Origin of the sequence: Myxococcus dinghuensis (assembly GCF_024198235.1) — a bacterium.
Lineage (GTDB): Bacteria > Myxococcota > Myxococcia > Myxococcales > Myxococcaceae > Myxococcus > Myxococcus dinghuensis.
Genome location: NZ_JAKCFB010000042.1, coordinates 14,952 through 31,092 on the forward strand (window position 1 = coordinate 14,952; position 16,141 = coordinate 31,092).

The 16,141-nt window shown below is 71.2% G+C and carries 13 protein-coding genes; 4 read left to right on the top strand and 9 right to left on the bottom strand.

The window, feature by feature from the left end:
* Positions 1 to 240: 240 nt before the first annotated feature.
* From LZ198_RS35085 to LZ198_RS35105, 4 genes are all read right to left on the bottom strand, one after another.
* On the bottom strand, positions 241 to 1,722 hold the full coding sequence (locus tag LZ198_RS35085; protein WP_253976500.1) for a hypothetical protein: 1,482 nt from the start codon (positions 1,720 to 1,722) through the stop codon (positions 241 to 243).
* Between the two features lie 205 nt (positions 1,723 to 1,927).
* Entirely contained in the window at positions 1,928 to 2,533 is a 606-nt protein-coding gene (locus LZ198_RS35090) for a GNAT family N-acetyltransferase (RefSeq protein WP_253976501.1), read from the bottom strand.
* 46 nt (positions 2,534 to 2,579) lie between these two features.
* Positions 2,580 to 3,476 carry a tRNA pseudouridine(55) synthase TruB gene (gene truB / locus LZ198_RS43305; RefSeq protein ID WP_267145500.1) on the bottom strand — a complete coding sequence of 299 codons (897 nt, stop codon included), beginning with the start codon at positions 3,474 to 3,476 and terminating at the stop codon, positions 2,580 to 2,582.
* Between the two features lie 39 nt (positions 3,477 to 3,515).
* Positions 3,516 to 4,670, bottom strand: a complete 1,155-nt coding sequence (locus LZ198_RS35105; protein WP_253976502.1) for an AAA family ATPase — start codon at positions 4,668 to 4,670, stop codon at positions 3,516 to 3,518.
* 407 nt (positions 4,671 to 5,077) lie between these two features.
* On the opposite strand from LZ198_RS35105, the gene LZ198_RS35110 reads away from it, so the two are divergent.
* Positions 5,078 to 5,767, top strand: coding sequence for a hypothetical protein (locus LZ198_RS35110; protein ID WP_253976503.1), 690 nt, complete (start codon positions 5,078 to 5,080; stop codon positions 5,765 to 5,767).
* On the opposite strand, the gene LZ198_RS35115 is transcribed toward LZ198_RS35110, so the two are convergent.
* Positions 5,748 to 7,994 (bottom strand): S9 family peptidase, encoded by a 2,247-nt coding sequence (locus tag LZ198_RS35115; protein ID WP_253976504.1) that lies wholly within the window; start codon positions 7,992 to 7,994, stop codon positions 5,748 to 5,750. The genes LZ198_RS35110 and LZ198_RS35115 overlap by 20 nt on opposite strands.
* Before the next feature lie 76 nt (positions 7,995 to 8,070).
* On the opposite strand from LZ198_RS35115, the gene LZ198_RS35120 reads away from it, so the two are divergent.
* Entirely contained in the window at positions 8,071 to 8,976 is a 906-nt protein-coding gene (locus tag LZ198_RS35120) for a LysR family transcriptional regulator (RefSeq protein WP_253976505.1), read from the top strand.
* 49 nt (positions 8,977 to 9,025) lie between these two features.
* Here LZ198_RS35120 and LZ198_RS35125 read toward each other — a convergent pair whose 3' ends face one another.
* The 3 genes from LZ198_RS35125 to LZ198_RS35135 all read right to left on the bottom strand — a co-directional run bounded on the left by LZ198_RS35125 (position 9,026) and on the right by LZ198_RS35135 (position 11,245).
* Entirely contained in the window at positions 9,026 to 9,244 is a 219-nt protein-coding gene (locus tag LZ198_RS35125; RefSeq protein WP_253976506.1) for a hypothetical protein, read from the bottom strand.
* A gap of 137 nt (positions 9,245 to 9,381) precedes the next feature.
* Entirely contained in the window at positions 9,382 to 10,260 is an 879-nt protein-coding gene (locus tag LZ198_RS35130) for a helix-turn-helix domain-containing protein (RefSeq protein ID WP_253976507.1), read from the bottom strand.
* Positions 10,261 to 10,303: 43 nt separating this feature from the next.
* A complete protein-coding gene (locus LZ198_RS35135; RefSeq protein ID WP_253976508.1) occupies positions 10,304 to 11,245 on the bottom strand; it encodes an NAD(P)/FAD-dependent oxidoreductase in 942 nt (313 codons plus the stop codon).
* 367 nt (positions 11,246 to 11,612) lie between these two features.
* Here LZ198_RS35135 and LZ198_RS35140 point away from each other — a divergent pair, with 367 nt between their 5' ends.
* Both LZ198_RS35140 and LZ198_RS35145 read left to right on the top strand, forming a co-directional pair.
* Positions 11,613 to 13,301 (top strand): LVIVD repeat-containing protein, encoded by a 1,689-nt coding sequence (locus tag LZ198_RS35140; protein ID WP_253976509.1) that lies wholly within the window; start codon positions 11,613 to 11,615, stop codon positions 13,299 to 13,301.
* 172 nt (positions 13,302 to 13,473) lie between these two features.
* The gene (locus LZ198_RS35145) at positions 13,474 to 15,048 is read left to right on the top strand and encodes an LVIVD repeat-containing protein (RefSeq protein ID WP_253976510.1); all 1,575 of its coding nucleotides are present in this window, start codon (positions 13,474 to 13,476) and stop codon (positions 15,046 to 15,048) included.
* 42 nt (positions 15,049 to 15,090) lie between these two features.
* Here the strand turns inward: LZ198_RS35145 and LZ198_RS35150 are convergent, their stop codons facing one another.
* Positions 15,091 to 16,065 (bottom strand): AAA family ATPase, encoded by a 975-nt coding sequence (locus LZ198_RS35150; protein WP_253976511.1) that lies wholly within the window; start codon positions 16,063 to 16,065, stop codon positions 15,091 to 15,093.
* Positions 16,066 to 16,141 lie beyond the last annotated feature (76 nt).

Genomic DNA, 16,141 nt, shown 5'->3' on the forward strand with positions numbered 1-16,141 from the left:
GTCGGGGTTCTTCCTTTCGACCCGCCTCCCCGCGCCCGGAGCCACCCCCCGGTGGCTCAGGAGCCCGGTGTCGGGCCTGGATACGGACCTCACAGGCGACTGGATCCCCCGGACTCCAGGCGCCTGACGCCCCCTCTAAGAAGGGGCCCTTCCAAGAGAAAGGGACTCGGACCATCCCCCGAGCGCCCGAGGTACCCGGGGCTCCCGTGCAAGAGAGGAGCCCATCCCGGCGACCGCGGCTCAGCCCATGATGCGGCGGAGCACCGGCACGGCCACGGCCAGGTTCATCGTGCCCAGCATCTTCTTGAAGTCGCCGTTGGCGATGCCCGTCTCGCCCTTGGCGAGGGAGTTGGTGGCGGTGCGCTCGTAGATGCCGAGCACGCGCTTGGCGTCCGGGCTCAGGCGGCTGTAGTTGTCGCGGGCCCACTTCTGGAGGTCCGCGAACTCCACGCCCGCGGCCTGGCCGTCGGCGTCACCGGCGCCCTTGGAGATGGCCTTGATGAGCTCGCGGCCGGAGATGGTGCCGCCGCTCTTGTTGTCGAGCTTGTCCAGGGCGGCGCGCATGGAGTCGTCGCGGAAGGTCTTGAACTGGGAGGCGTCCTTCACCATGTCCTTGAACTCGGACTTGTCCAGCCCGTCGCGGCCGGCCTTCTTCGCGTGCTTCTCGTAGGTGGAGAGCACCTGGCGGGCCTCCGGCGTGAGGCGGTCCTGGTTCTTCTCCGCCCACTTCTTGAAGTCGCGCAGCTCGGACGTGGAGGAGTGGCCGTCCGCGTCGGAGACGCCCTCCTTGATGGCCTTGAGCATGTCCTCGCCGGAGATGGAGCCGTGGTCCTTGTCGAGCTTGGCGAGCGCCTTCTGCGCGCTCACGTCGCCGATGTTCTTGAAGGCGCGGTGCAGGTCGCGCAGCTCGCTCTTGGAGAAGTCCTTGCTGCCGGACTCGGTCACCTTCTTCGCGTGGCGCTCGAAGGTGGAGAGCACCTCCTTCGCCTCGGGCGACAGCTTGCCCTGGTTCTTCTTCGCCCAGTCCGAGAGGGCCTTGGCCTCCGCGTGCGTCTGGCCGTCCGTGTCGCGCACGCCGCGCTCGATGGCGCGGGCCAGGTCCTCACCGGAGATGGGGCCGGGCTTGCCGTCGAGGTGCGCGAGCTGGCGCTCCATGCTCTTGTCGCCCACCGAGCGCATGTCCTTGACGAGCTGGTTCCACTCGCCCACGGGGATGCCCGTCTGGCCCTGGGCCTGCGCCTTGGCGGCGGCCTTCGAGTACAGGTCCATCACCTGCTTGGCCTCCGGCGTGAGGCGGTCGCCGTTCTTCTGCGCCCACTCCTCGAAGGCGCGGTACTCGCCCCCCGCCGCCTGGTTGTCCAGGTCCGCCGTGCCGCGCTCGATGGCCTGCGTCAGCTGCTCCGCCGTGACGGGGCCCTTCGTCTGGTCCAGCCTGGCCGTCTCGCGCAGCGCGCCGGTGTCGAGCGGCTGCCAGTCACCGCCGCCCAGCTTGCGCAGGGCGCCCTGCCCCAGCTTGTGCTGGTCGAACAGGTCCGGCTTGCCGTGGCAGCCGTGCTGCACCACCGGCCGGCCGTGGTTCACCACCTGGTTCAGCGTGCCCAGCAGCTGGCGGTCGGCGCCCAGCGAGCGGGCCAGGCCCACCTGCGAGGAGACCTTCGAGGCGAGGCCGTTGCCCTGGAGGTTGACGGTGGCGGTGAGGTTGGCGTTCAGGCGGGTGGTCATTCGAGTTCTCCGTGTTTCGTGTGGAGCGTGATGACCAGCCCTATTGCGCGCCTCGTGCCACACCTCGACGCCAGGTTCCCACCTCCACCCCATCAATGATTTCAGCATGTTGAACAGCCGCGGTCGTCACCAGGGGGTGGTGACAGCAGTCACCACCGGTGACTCCAATCACCAGGGGTCTCCGCCTGGGGGGTGGTGACGGGAGTCACCGGCTCCGCGTGGAGGCCTTCCGTGGCGACAGGCGCCGACGCACGCGCTGCTTCCCCCGCGGCCGCTCCGCCACCAGGGTGAAGCCCTGCTTCACGAAGAGCGGCACCGTGCCGGTATAGGCGGACGCATTGGAGGTACGCGTGGCGCCCGGGGGCGGTTTCACCGGATAGGCCTCCACCGTGCGCGCGCCCTCGCGACGCAGCACGTCCAACGACGCCTTCAACAGGGCGGTGGCGACCCCCTGGCCCCGGAAGTCCTTGTGGATGAAGAAGCACGGCACCGACCAGACGTCGTCGGCGTCGTCGCACCGGAGGCTCGGCGCACGGTCCAGGCGGGGGAAGCTCCTGCGGGGCCCGAGCGTGAGCCACCCCACCGGCGCGCCGTCCACGAAGGCCAGGAGGCCCTGGGCCTCGCCCGCCAGCACCAGGGCCTTCATCCGCGCCTTCGCGGTGGGGCCCTTCACGTCGCGGAAGTGCTCGCCCTCCCCCAGCCGCCAGAACATGCACCAGCACCCCGAGCAGGCGCCGTTCGCGCCGAACAGGGTCTCGAGCGCGGGCCACAGCGCCGGGGTCAGCTCACGGATGTCGAGGTCGCGGGGCATGGGCTCCTCCAAGGTAGGGCCGGGGCGCTCCGCGCCCCAGGGGGCGTCACAGGCCGCCGCGCAGCTCCTGCTCGCCCCACAGCCCGCCGTCCCGCTCGCGCAGCAGGAAGGTGAGGCGCCCCTGGTGGAAGCCTCGGACGAGCGGCTCCGGCTCCGGGAAGCCCGACGGCGGACGCCAGTCGGGAGGCTGCCGGGGATTGAGCGGGATGGACTGCTCGCGCCGCAGCGCCCCGACCTCCTGGTCCGTCAGGAGGCGGGAGGCGAACCAGGGGAGCAGCTCGCGGCCGTGCACGCCCACGCGCGCGCCCTGGGGCCCCGGGTCCTCCCACGGGCCGATGTCCGTGCGACGCAGCGTGGACAGGTGCGCGCCGCAGCCCAGGGCCCGGCCCAGGTCCCTCGCGAGCGCGCGGACGTAGTAGCCGCCGCGACAGGTGAGGCGCAGGCGGCTGGTGCGCGGCAGGTCGTGGGACAGCCACCGCGCGGAGTGCAGGTACACGCGCGAGGGCGGCAGCTCCACGACCTCGCCCCGGTGCGCCTTGCGGTACGCGGGCTCGCCGCCCACCTTCTTCGCGCTCGTGGCGGGGGGCACCTGCTCCGTCCAGCCCAGGAACGGCTCGAGCGCGGCGTCGAGCCGCTCGGGCGTGAGCAGCGCCGTGTCTCCCTGGAGCGTGGGGCGGCCGAGCAGGTCGCCCGTGTCCATCTCCGTGCCCCAGACGACCTGCGCCTCGTAGGTCTTCGGCACCGCGTGCAGGAGCTCGAACAGGCGCGTGGCCTGCCCCACCAGCACCAGCAGCAGTCCGTCCGCGAACGGGTCCAGCGTGCCGCCGTGACACACGGGCACGCGCTTTCCCGGCGTGGCGCGCGTCTCCTCGAGGAAGGACTGCACCACGGAGAAGCTCGTCGGCCCCACGGGCTTGTGGACGCGGTAGATGCCGGGCGTCATGCGGAGGTCTCCCGTATCAGAGGTCCCGGGAGTTGGGGCTCATTCCGTGTCCCGGGCCTCGTCATCCCCGACACGGAGGCCCAGGGGGTGGACGCCCTCGAGGGTGGTGGCGCCCTCCGTCTTCACCAGCCGCGTGGGCTCACAGCCCGAGCCCTCCGACACCACGCGGGCCAGCGTCTCCGCGTGGGTCGTCACCCAGAGCTGGCTGTGCTTCGAGGCCTTCACGATGAGTCGACCGAGCGGGGCGAGCAGGTCGGGGTGGAGGCTCGTCTCCGGCTCGTTCAGCACGAGGAACGGCGGCGGGCGCGGGCTCAACACCGCCGCGAGCAGGCACAGGTAGCGCAACGTCCCGTCCGACAGCTCCGACGCGGTCATGGGCCGGCCCAGCCCCGGCACGTGCATCAGGACACCGAAGCGCGTCTCCCGCGAGCGGGTGATCTCCAGCCTCGCGCCGGGGAAGGCGTCCTCGATGGCGGCGAGGAAGCCCCGCTTGTCCCCAATCAACAGGATGGTCTGCAGCGCCGCCGCCAGGTCCCGGCCGTCCGGGGCCAGCACGGGCGTGCGCACGCCAATCTGCGGGTGGCGCATGGGCGCGTCCGGGTCCGTCCGGAAGTGATGGTAGAAGCGCCACGCGCGGAACTGGCGCTGCACCTCGGCCAGCCGGGGGAACCGCTGCGGGTCCCCGAGCTGGTCCATCACCGACTCGCCACTCCAGAGGTCCGAGGGGAACCGCACCCGCGTGCCCTCCGCGTCGCGAAGGAACGCGGTGCGGTTCTTGCGCTCCATCAGCGCGACCTTGCGGCCCCCCGAGAAGGCCCACAGGTGCTCCTCCTTCACCTCCGGGTCCAGGTCGAAGAAGGTCTCGGCAATGAACTCCAAAGGCACGGGCGTCGTCGGAGGGACGACGCCGCAGCTCAGCTCGTAGGCCAGCTCCCCCAGCTCCACGCCCACCGTCACCCTCGCGGCCTCCTGTCGCTTGCGAGGCCCCGCCCACAGCGCGCTCGGCGTCCCGCCCTCCTCCGCGAACGTGCGCGCCAGCCGGCCCTCCGCGGCGGCCACGAGGAGCGACAGCGCGCGATACAGGTTCGACTTGCCGCTGCCGTTGGCGCCGACAATCACATTCACGGGGCCCAGCTCGAGCGACAGTTCGCGCACGGAGCGATAGCCGGAGACATGCAGACGGGTGAGAGGCATTCGGGCCCGACCCTAACCTGGAACCCGGGCAGGCGACTCGACGCGGACCCGAGGGCTCGTGAAGACGCCCCCAGACCCGAACCGAGCCAGGGGAACCGAAGGACCGGCCTCCTCCCGCTCACCCCGACGGGACCGGAGGACCTCTCCATCCGTTCGCTCCGGCCCGGACCGCGGCCTCCAGCCTACCGTCGCGTGACAGCCGGCGTCTCCCCCACCCCTCGCCCCTCGCCCGCAGTGGTGTCACCGGACCCACCCGCGAAGTCGCCATGACGGGGTGTCCCAGGAAGCATCCGCGTCCGGCCGGGACGCGGGGAGCCCCTCCGCGCGCGCCCGAGACGTGCCGCGTCGAGAGGGCCGTGCGCTGGCGTGCGAAGTGCAGTTCCCCGCGGCCTCCAAGGAGCCACGCCATGGCCATGCGCTGCCTGCAGTGCGGTCACATCGAGGATGACGAGACACCTTCCATTCCCGATGGCCTCTCCCTGGACGAGGGGCTCGGGAGGCGGTCGTCCTCGTCGCGGTGTCCGGAGTGCCGGGGGATGATGAGCCCCATCCAGCTCTGCCGGCTGGTGCCGCCGCCCGTCGTGGTCCGCGTGGAGCCACCACGCCCGCGCCCCATCCTCGACTACCTGCTCGTCGACGGGCACCTGGGCAACTACGGTCCGCCTCCCGTGGAGGCCCTGGCGTTCGTCAAGGTGGAGGGGCTCATCGCCTCCCCGGGGGATTACCTCCCCCCGTTCAACGGGTGCCTGCTCCGCGTCCAATACAAGTTCGGCCCCTGGAACGTCTTCGTCCCCTGGCCCGCGGTGTGGCTCATCCGGGGCAGCGACTACGCGCCCGCCAAGAACCGCTACGGGTTCGCCCCCTCCGCGGAGTTCGGCGTCCCGACGTTCAGCGGAGAGACGGCGCCCAAGCTGGGGATGGGCACCGTCGCCCCCTTCGCCTACCTCACGGTCGGGGGGCACATGTACACGCCCGAGGTGCCCTTCATCTTCGGAGAGGCGATCTCCGGCTTCACCTATCGCTCCATCGCCGGAGCGGTGAGGAAGGGCATGTCCGTCGAGGAGGCCGTGAAGCAGTTCATTCCTTCGCGGAAGTGAGCGAGGGCTCGCCGAGCGTGCGCAGGAAGAACAGCGCCACGTCGTCGAAGACGTAGCGGTCCACCGGAGGCATGGGCGAGTGCTGCTGCCCTGGCAGGACGAGCAGCTCGAAGTGCTTGCCCGCCCGGATGAGCGCGTCCGCCATGCGCATCGTCACCGAGAACGGCGCGTTCACGTCACCCGTGCCGTGCCACAGCTTCAGGTGCCCCTGGAGCCTCCCCGCGAGCGGCAGGTTGGAGCCCACCGCGTAGCCCTCCGGGTTCGCGGCCGGCGTGCCGAGGTAGGGCTCGTTGACGAGGGACTCCTCCTCCATCGCCCCCGGCGCGCCCGCGTAGCCCGCCTTGAAGAAGTCCGGCGCCGTCAGCATGCCGCGCAGCGCGAAGTAGCCCCCCCACGACGCGCCATGGATGCCGACGCGCTCCAGGTCCATCCACGGCCGCGTCGACGCGAGCTGCTTCAGCCCCTCCACGTAGTCGGGAATCTCCGTCTGCCCCACGCGCCCGTGGTTCGCGTCCTGGAAGGCCTTGTCTCGCCCGGTGCTCCCTCGGGGGTCCAGCAGCACCACCACGAAGCCCATCCGCGCCAACGCCGCGCTGGTGAGCGACATGCTGTTGCCCACGTAGCTCCACGGGACCACGTTGATGAAGGGCCCGCCGTAGACGTACGCGAGCACGGGGTAGCGCTTCGCCGCGTCGAAGTCCGGAGGCATGTAGAGGACCCCATGCAGCGGCGTGACCCCGTCCGCCGCGCGCACGACGAAGCCCGTCGGCGGCACATAGCCCATGGCCTCCACCTGGCTCACGTCGGAGGTGGTGAGGCGCACGCGCACGCGCCCATCCATGGAGCGCAGCTCCCGCAGCCTCGGCTGCGTGCGCGAGGACCACGCGTCCACGAAGGCGTGCCCCGACGGCGCGAACGACACGCGATGAATCCCCTCCCCCGACGACACACGCTCCAGCGCGCCGCCCTTCAGGCTGCCCCGATAGACGAGCTGCGCGTACGGTGAGCCCGGCTCCGCGGAGGCCACCACGAGCAGCGCGTCCGTGCCGGGCTCCACGCCCACCACCTCGTGCACGGGGAACGCGCCCCGGGTGAGCTGCCGCGCCCGCTTGCCCCCGGTGTCGTAGTGGTAGACGTGACGCCAGCCGTCCCGCTCCGACAACCAGAGGAAGCCCCGGTTCGCCGGCAACGGGAACACCTGCCGCGCGGCGGCGCCCACCTCGAAGTCCAACCCCAGGACGAAGCTCTCCGCGCGCTCCTCGCGCAGCACGCGCCGACGCCGCCCCGACACCGCGTCCACCGCCGTGAAGTCCAGCCGCTTGCCGTCCCGCGAGAGGTGGAGGAACAGCGCCTCGCTCCGGTCCGGCCACCAACCGACGAAGGCATCGTGGTGCTCGCCCTCGGCGGGCGCGATGGCCGTCACGCGTCCCGTCGCCACCTCCACCACGTGCGCCTCCCAGCGCGGGAGCGGCGTCCCCGTCTTCGCGTAGGGCACCCACGTCACCTTCTCCAGCGCGCCGGAGTAGTCCACGACCGGCACCGGGTGGACCGCCCGCGTGTCCACGCGCCACACGACGAGGAAGCGACCCTCCGGCGACCACGCCTTCTCCGGGATGCGCCAGTCCCACCCGGACTCGCCGGCGCGCTCCACCACCGTCCGTCCCGCCGCGTCCAGCACCGCGAAGCCCTCGCCGCGACGCACCGCCACCGCGCCGCCCTCCGGCGCGACGACGTGCTCGCGGGACAGCCCCCATCCGCTCCGGTCCTCCTTCGAGAGCGCGGTGAGCTCCCCCTCCGCCAGGCCGAGCCGGAACACGCGCCCCCCCAGCGAGAAGACGAGGCCGCGCTCGTCCGGCGTCAGCGCCACCTCCGTGAAGCGGAGCGTGGACACCGGCTCGTCGAGCAGCTTCGACAGGCGCGCGCGCAGGTCCGCTCCCGACAGCAGCGGCTTCACCGTCCCCACGCGCGCGTCCGCCAGCGCCCACGTCCCGCCCCACTCCTGGCTCCAGAAGACGAGCCTCACGCCGTCCTTCAGCCAGCGCGGCGAGACGAGGCTGTCCCGGATGCGCGCGGGCATGCGCAGGAGGTCGAAGGCCGCGTCGAGCCGCGCCTGGAGGCCCGGCGAGGGCGTGGGCCCGGAGGCGTCGTCGCGCGGGGGACGTGCATGGCCGGCCGCGCCCAGGGAGAGCGCGAGCAGGGGGCCGAGACACACGAGGGAGCGTCGCATGCGCGGATGGTAGGGAGCGCGTTCGCGGAGGACCAATATCTCTTTCGACCCTCATCGAGACGGATATCGTCTCGATATGGAATTCCGACAACTCCACCTCTTCGTCGCCGTCGCGGAGGAGCTGCACTTCGGACGGGCCGCCACGCGCGTGGGCATGGCCCAGCCGCCGTTCAGCCAGCAGATCCGCCGCCTGGAGTCCGAGCTGGGCGTCGCGCTGCTGACGCGCACCAGCCGCCGCGTGGCGCTCACGGCCGCGGGCGCGTGGCTGCTGGAGGAGGCGCGGAGCCTGCTCGCCCGCCGGGTGGACGTGGTCACCGCCGTGAAGCGCGCGGCGCACGGCGAGACGGGCACGCTGCGCGTCGGCTTCGCCGCGTCCTCCGCCTTCGGCGTGCTGCCCGCCATCGTGTCCCGCTACCGCAAGCGCTTCCCCCACGTGACACTGGAGCTGGACGACCGCGAGGCCCTCAACGTGGGCGCCGCGCTCGTCGGCGGCGAGCTGGACGTGGCCATCCTCCGCGCGCCCTTCCGCCATCCCGGCGTCACCACCGAGCGGCTCCTGAAAGAGCCCTTCGCGCTCGCGCTGCCCTCCGGCCACCCGCGCGCGCACCAACGCACCGTCACCCTGTCCACCCTGGCCCACGAACCCTTCGTGCTCTTCCCCCGCCGCGCCGCGCCGGGGCTGCACGACACGGTGACGAGCATGTGCCTGGCGGCGGGCTTCTCCCCTCGCGTCGTCCAGGAGGCCAGCTCCTGGACCTCCGTCATCGGCATGGTGGAGGCGGACATGGGGCTCACCATCGCCCCCATGTCCGCCCAGGCGCTCAAGCCGCGCGGCGTCGTCTTCCGCCCGCTGCGCGGCGCGAACGGCCAGGCCGAGCTGACACTCGCCTACCCAGGCACCGACCCCTCCCCCGCGGCGGCGCACTTCCGCGCGCTCGCCCACGAGACGGTGGCCCGCACCCGCGCCGGCGCGACGGACTGAAGGACGGGCGCGCCAAGCCTCGGCGCCGCGCTGGAAGGCACAGGCCGCCTCAGCCGCGCGCCGCCGCCTTGCGTGACACGCGGCCCGTGCCCTTCGCGGGCTTGCGGCGGGGCGTGGACTTCACCGGCCCCAGGTTGAACCAGAAGGGGGACAGCAGCGGAGGCGCGCCTCCGCGTTCGGGCCGGGAGAGCACCTGCCTCCCATCCCGACTCCACGCGCGCCGCTCCGACCGCTCGGGCGGCACCACCCGCTTCTCACGGCGTGCCATCAGGGTTTCGCCCCGGGCAGACACCTCGCCCCCTCCACGTCCACGGGGTCCAGCTTGGGCTTGGGCATGCCCAAGAGCTAACATCATGACAGGACCCTGTCAATTCAGACCCTGGAGCGAGTGGAGTGTTCAATGGCTCAGCGAGCCTCATTCCCTCCATGTCTGCGCCACGCGGCGGGTGTGATTCCATGTACGCGGCGGAAGAGGCGGATGAAGTGCGTCACATCCGCGTAACCGACACGCTCCGCGATGATGTCCACGCGCTCGTCGGTGCCCCGCAGACGACGGCGAGCCTCGGCCATGCGGCACTCGAGAATCCATTCGCCGACGGTGCGGCCCGTCTCCTGTCGGACGATGCTCGCGACGTGGGGTGCGGAGCGACCGAGCGCGCGGGCCACCTTCGCGAGCGACAGCGGCTCCAGGCAGTGCGCCTCGATGTAGGTGAGGGCCTTGCGCCCCAGGCTCACGCTCGCGCCGTCGGGCGGGGCGGACGTCGCGGTCATCCGCTCCAGTTCGAGCAGGACCAGCTTCAGCAATGCCAGACACGCCTCGTCGCGGCCGGGCTCGTTGCGGGACAGCTCGTCGGCGACGAGGAGGATCCACCGGCGCAGGCGCCGACGCTGGGTCACCGTGGGCCGCAGCACCGGGTGACAGCCCTGACGCACCTTCAGGAGCGGACCGAGCGGGGACTCGCCCTCCTTCGCGGGCAGCGCGTCCGGATAGAAGGCGATTCCCAGGCCCTCGCCGTCCGAGGTCTCCCGACCGTGGACGTCCCCCGGAGGGATGAGGTGGACGTCGCCCGGGCGGCGCACCACCTCACCGGCGTGGTGCACCCTCGACTCGCCGCGCGTGACGAGCAGCACGACGGCGTACGTGTGCACCGCCGTGGTCTTGCAGGGCCGTGGGCCATGGCGGCCCAGCGGCCCCGCCCACACCGGCAGGCGCCCCTCCTCGAAGTCGCGACGGGAGGGGGAGTGGGGCCGGGCTCGGCTCTCGGCGCGGGGCTCGGGAGACATGCCCGTCTGCGTAACGGGTACGGCGTATGGACTCAAGCCCCCGTCATCCATGGCTCGCGCCCAACGCCTCCATGTTCAGCTCGTGATTCATCCGGTACGCGGACATGGCGCCCGCCGCCGCCGCCACGAGCGCGCCCTGCAGCCGCGTGGTGAGGTCCCCCGCCGCGTACAGCCCGGGGACGGAGGTCTGCTGGAAGGCGTCCACGCGCACGAAGCCCATCTCGTCCAGCGCGAGCCCCATCGTCTGGACCAGCGACTCCACCAGGGACACCTGCTTCTGTGGCGGGTGGATGAAGAGGAACTCCCGCGCCACGCGCGTCCCGTCCTCCAGCTCCACCGCCTCCAGCGCCTCCGGGTCCGAGGCGGAGACCCCGAGGCGACGGACGCGCGACTCGACCACGCGAATCTCCGCCCGGCGCAGGCGCTCGCGGTGCTCGGCGGACAGCTCCAGCGCGCCGTTCGTGAACAGCACGAGGTCCGAGGACCAGCCCTTCACGAACAGCGCGAACTCGAGCGAGTGCTCCCCCGACGCCACGATGCCCCAGGCGCGGTCCTGGATCTCCCAGCCGTGGCAGTAGGGACACTGGAAGAGGGCCTTGCCCCACAGCTCACGGAAGCCCGGGAGGTCCAGCGGCTGGTCCACCAGGCCCGTGGCGAGCAGCATGCGCCGGGCCACCACCCGCGTCCCGTCCTCGAGCGTGAGGTGGAACACGCCCTCGTGGCGCTCCACGCTGGCCACGCGCACGTCGCGCAGCTCGACGTCGTAGCGCGCGAGCTGCTCGCGGCCGATGGCCCGGAACTCCGCCGGGGAGATGCCGTCCCGCGAGACGAAGCCGTGCATGTGCTCCGCCGCCGCGTTCCTGCGCGGCCCCGCGTCACACACCAGCACCTTCTTGCGCCCGCGCCCCAGGTTCAGCGCCGCGCTCAACCCCGCGGGCCCCGAGCCCACGATGACCACGTCCTTGCTCAACACGCTCCGCTCCATGCCGTCCCTCCGGGCCGCTCGGGGGGAAATGCCCCCCGGGAAATCACCTGGGAGAGAGGTAATCGGCGGGTGCCGCCGTCACGAGAGCGGGGGTTGCGCTGGAATCGGCGCATCGGCGGGTCCTCCCGCGTCACCCCACCTGACGAACGGCCCGCCGGGGACACGGGTGTGGGCCCGCACTCACGGTGAGCCCCCGAGCGATGGAGCCCACCGTGAACCTCTCCGCTCGCGCTGGGGCTTCGTGTTCCCGCCCCGCGGGGAACACCTCCATCCGACAAACACCCTCCGGGCGAGCCAGTACGTCCGCCCCTGCGTGACGTTCCAGGGCCGCCCGCCACCTTGGAGCGGGCCTTCTCACGAGGTGCTCATGACCGGTTCCACCGTCCGTCGACTCCGGACGTCCCTGCCCTGTTGTGTCCTGCTGTTGCTCTCGCTCCCCGGTTGCGAGGACTCGCCCGCGCCGGGCACGCCCACGCCGACGGAACCCACCACGCCGACCGAGCCGACCGAGCCCTCCACGCCGCTCCCCTGGGATGGCACGTACACGGAGATGGCGGACCCCGGGGACATCGTGGACGAGGGGCCCTTCGACACCTGTCGTTTCCTGGCCGCGGAGAACCCCGACCCGGCGGTATGCGAGGACCCCTCCCAGTTCGACCTCTCCGGGTGTGACGCGGCCGGGCTCGCGGCGACGGAGATGACCGGCATCTACGGCAACAACCTGCGCATCGAGCAGCGCCTGCGCGAGGGACAGCCTCCCTCGAACACCCTCGCGTGGAGCGCGGCGGACTTCCAACTGTTCGCGGATGGCACCACGGGCACGATGTTCCGCACGCCCCTCGCCACGCGGGACACGTCGGGCGGGCGCTTCTTCGTGCTCAACAAGCGCGCGCTCCGCAACACTCCCTACACGACGACCACCGCCCTCATGGGCTGCCACGCGCGCACCCCGGGGCTCATCACCGGCTGCTTCGTGAGCTGCTCCACCAACCCGCGCACCGGGCGCACCGTGGGCACCTTCGCCGCGCACCGCATGTCCTGGCACGGACACGAGGGCGAATCCTCGGGAGGCCTGACGCTCGTCTCCGAGGCCCCCACGCCGGTGGGCATGCCCGTGGATGTCTACGTCACCAAGGGGCACGCCTATGTCGTCTCCCTCTCCGAGGGGGTCCGGCTCGGCGGGCTGAGCGTCTTCGACGTGAGCGACCGGAGCCACCCCAGGCTCAAGACGACCCTCTCCCCATCCGGCGACAACTCGTGGAACGGCGTCTGGGCGAAGGGCGATGCGCTCTACATCGCGGCCAACGGCTCCGGCCTCATCGTCTTCGACATCACCCAGCCGGCGGCGCCCGTCTTCGTCCGTCACTTCCCGGCGGCGCCCTATGGCGTGCACACGGTGCTGGTGGACGGCGACCGGCTCTACGCGGTGGCGCCCGACGGCCGCACGCTCGTCTACGACGTCACGAATCCCCTGGACCCGGTGCTGCGCACCGTCATCACGCTGGCCGAGGAGTTCGCCTCCGGCGGCCCGCATGACGTCTTCGCGTACCAGGGCCGGCTCTACATCAGCAATGGATTCGGCGGCTACTCCGTCATGGACGTGTCCGACCTGGACGACGTGAAGCACGTGGGCCAGTACCCCCACCCGGACCAGGGCTTCGCGCACCACAGCGCGGTGGGGACGTTCGCCGGTCGCACCCTCGCGTTCGAGGGCGGGGAGTTCGGCGGCTCGCACCTGCGCGTGCTCGACGTCAGCGCGCCCGAGCGCATCGTGAAGCTGGGCGAGTTCCGCCTGCGTCCGACGGCGTCCATCCACAACCTGCTGCTGCGGGGCGACCGCCTCTACATCGCCTGGTACCAGGAGGGCCTGCGCGTGCTGGATGTCTCCAACCCGACGAAGCCCCGGCAGGTGGCGCACTTCAACACCTTCCGCGACAGCGACCCCTACCGGACGGACAACCTCTTCGAGGGAGCCATCGGCGTCCGCCTGGGCGAGGACGACACCGTCTACGTCGTGGACACGTCACGCGGGCTGCTCATCCTCGACGCGCCGTGAGCCTCCGGGCCCGCCCGGGCCTCCGGCGCGGTGCGGGCCCGCGAGCCGATGTGTGAGGTATGGCGAGGAACCCCACCTCCCAGGGTGGGCTTCCCGAAACACTCTCGCAATCCCTACACTTCGCTCCAGGGGGCCCCCTGCCCGAGGAGGACGCCCCCGGAAAGGGAGCGCGATGAGGCCCACGCGTCTCGCGTCGATGGTCCTGCTCGCTTGCGCGGCATCCATCTCCGGATGCTCCGGCGCCGTGGAGGACGCTCCCTGGGACGGCAACTACACACCCTTGGTCGAGCGCGGGGACTGGGTGGACTCCGGGCCCAAGTCCACATGTCGGGTGTTGGGCGAAGAGGCCCCCTGTGGGTCGCTGGAGTCGTTCGATTTGTCGAAGTGCCAGCGCCGTACGCTGTCGACGCTGGAGCGCCAGGGCATCTACCGCGGCGAGCTGCGCCCGTCGTTCGGGGCGGTGGATGCGACGCTCTCCGGGCCGGTGGGCGCGGGGTTCAAGCTCGACGCCCAGGGCGTGCCCGAGCGCGTCCAGGGCCTGCCCGCGGCGCAGGGGGTGTGGGACGCGCGGACGTTCCTCATCTCCGGGCAGGACGGGCGCGAGGTCTTCACGTTCGCGGGCTGCAACGCGGTGAGTCCGCGCGCGCTGACGGGGTGCTATTCGCGGTGCGTCCAGGGGCACCGCGTGGAGTCCGGGACCTTCCGCGTCGAGCGCATGTCGCGCTTCAAGGGCGAGGCGGACCTGTCCGGTGGGTTGAGGCTGGTGTCGGAGACGTTCGTGGGGTTGGGCGCGCCGGTGGACGTGCACGTCGTGGGGCACTACGCGTACGTCGTCTCGCAGAACCAGCAGGAGCGGCCCGGTGGACTGACGGTGTTCGACGTGAGCGACCCGGCGGCGCCGGTGCAGGTGGCGCGGCTGGTGCCTCCGGGCAACACGGACTGGAAGGGCGCGGCGTCGCGGAAGGACGCGCTCTACATCGCCAGCAGCCAGTGGGGCGTGGTGGTGGTGGACATCTCCGTGCCGACGGCGCCGAAGGTCGTGGGCCACGTGCCGGAGGAGCCCACGGACGTCAGCCTGGTGAGCGTGGCGGAGGAGCGGCTCTATGCGCTGTCGACGTCGCCGCGGTCCGGCACGCTGATGTTCGACCTGGCCACGCCCTCGGTGCCCTTGTTGATGGAGCGCATCACCAGCGGCTCGCGGATGTCGGACGAGCCCTACTCGCGGGGCGCGGTGTCGTACGAGGGGCGGCTCTACGTGAACCACCTGCATGACGGGTTGCAGATCGTCGACGCGCGCAACGCCACGCGGGTGGAGGTGCTGGGGCGGTACACGTACCCGTACACCAACAGCCGCGCGAGCGCGGTGGGCACGTTCGCGGGTCGGGTCGTCGCGTTCGAGAGCAGCCTGGGCGTGGGGGCGCGGCTGCGCGCGCTGGACGTCACGGACCCGGCGCACATCGCGAAGATTGGTGAGTACGGGCTGCGGGGCGCCGTGTCTCCGCGCGGGCTGGAGCTGCGCGGCAACCGGCTCTACATGACGTACCACCAGGAGGGCCTGCGCGTGCTGGACGTGTCCAACCCCACGCGCCCACGTGAGGTGGCGTACTTCAACAGCTTCCGCGAGACGGACCCGGACCGGGGCGACACCATGACCGAGGGCGCCACCGGACTCCAGGTCCCCGGGGACGGACACGTGTACGTCGTGGATACGTCACGGGGGCTGTTGGTGCTCACGGAGCCGCAGTGACAGCGAAGTGGCCGGGGTGTCAGAGACCGCGAAGAAACGCCCTCAGTGCGTCGAACGCAGCATGGTTCGGATCGATGCCCTGCGGGTCTTGCAACGCCTGATGAAACCGGATGGGGTCCGGCAACATCGCGAGATAGGCGCTGAGCCAACCCTTGTCACCCAGCGCCACGGTGGAGTGCGGTGCCCCGGCACAGCTAGGGACTCCAAAGTGCTGTGGTGGAGACCGTTCTCGACCTCGTCGATGCAGAGCACCGGGTGTTGCTCCGAGGCAAGGGCGATTGCGAGTTCGAAGCTCCGCTTCGCGCCCTCGCCCATCATGCTCAGGGGCAGGAGCCCGTCGTGCTCGAGTCGCACGAAGACGGTCGCCCGTTCGCCAGTGGGAGCCAGCAGCTCTACTCCCGAGACGCGCTCGTTGATGAGGCGCAAGAGGCTCACCACTGCGTCCCCTCGTCCCTGCTGCTTGAGCCTCGACAGGGTGCGGATATCCGTCGCGGTCACAGATGGACTGGGATTGATCCACGTCCGGCCCTCAGGAGGCTTCAGCAGGGTTGGAAACCGAATGCTCTTCCCGTCCGAACCGAGCATCCTGACTTCCGATGTCTGTCCATGGGTCATCGTCCAATCCAACGCCCAGGAGGTCCGGGCTTCGGCGCCGACTCCTTCCTCAGGCGCTTGGACCGCGAAGGTGGCCGTGGGGGCTTTCGCAACGGCCAGTTGGCGCCACTTCCCCTGGGAGTCGGTTCCTCCGATACGGAAGCCACGCCTGGCATCCATTCTCCGGAAGATGGGCAACCAGAAGTCGTCGAAGTCCATGAACTTGGTGTCGGGATGACGTGCGGCCTGCCTCGCGAACAGCACGAAGCCGGCATCCTCGAGATCCCACAGCATCTGCAGCGCCTCCATCAGCGCCGTCTTCCCGCTGTCGTTCCTTCCGATGATGAGGTTCACACGGCCCAGGCCCTCGACCTGGAGCCGTTCGATTCCTCGGAAGTTCTCGATGGTCGCGGACGTCAACATGACCGGCCTTCTAGCAGACTCTCTCTCCATGTGACGTGGCCTGGCCCAGGTCCTCCCGACACAGGCCAGGCCCCTT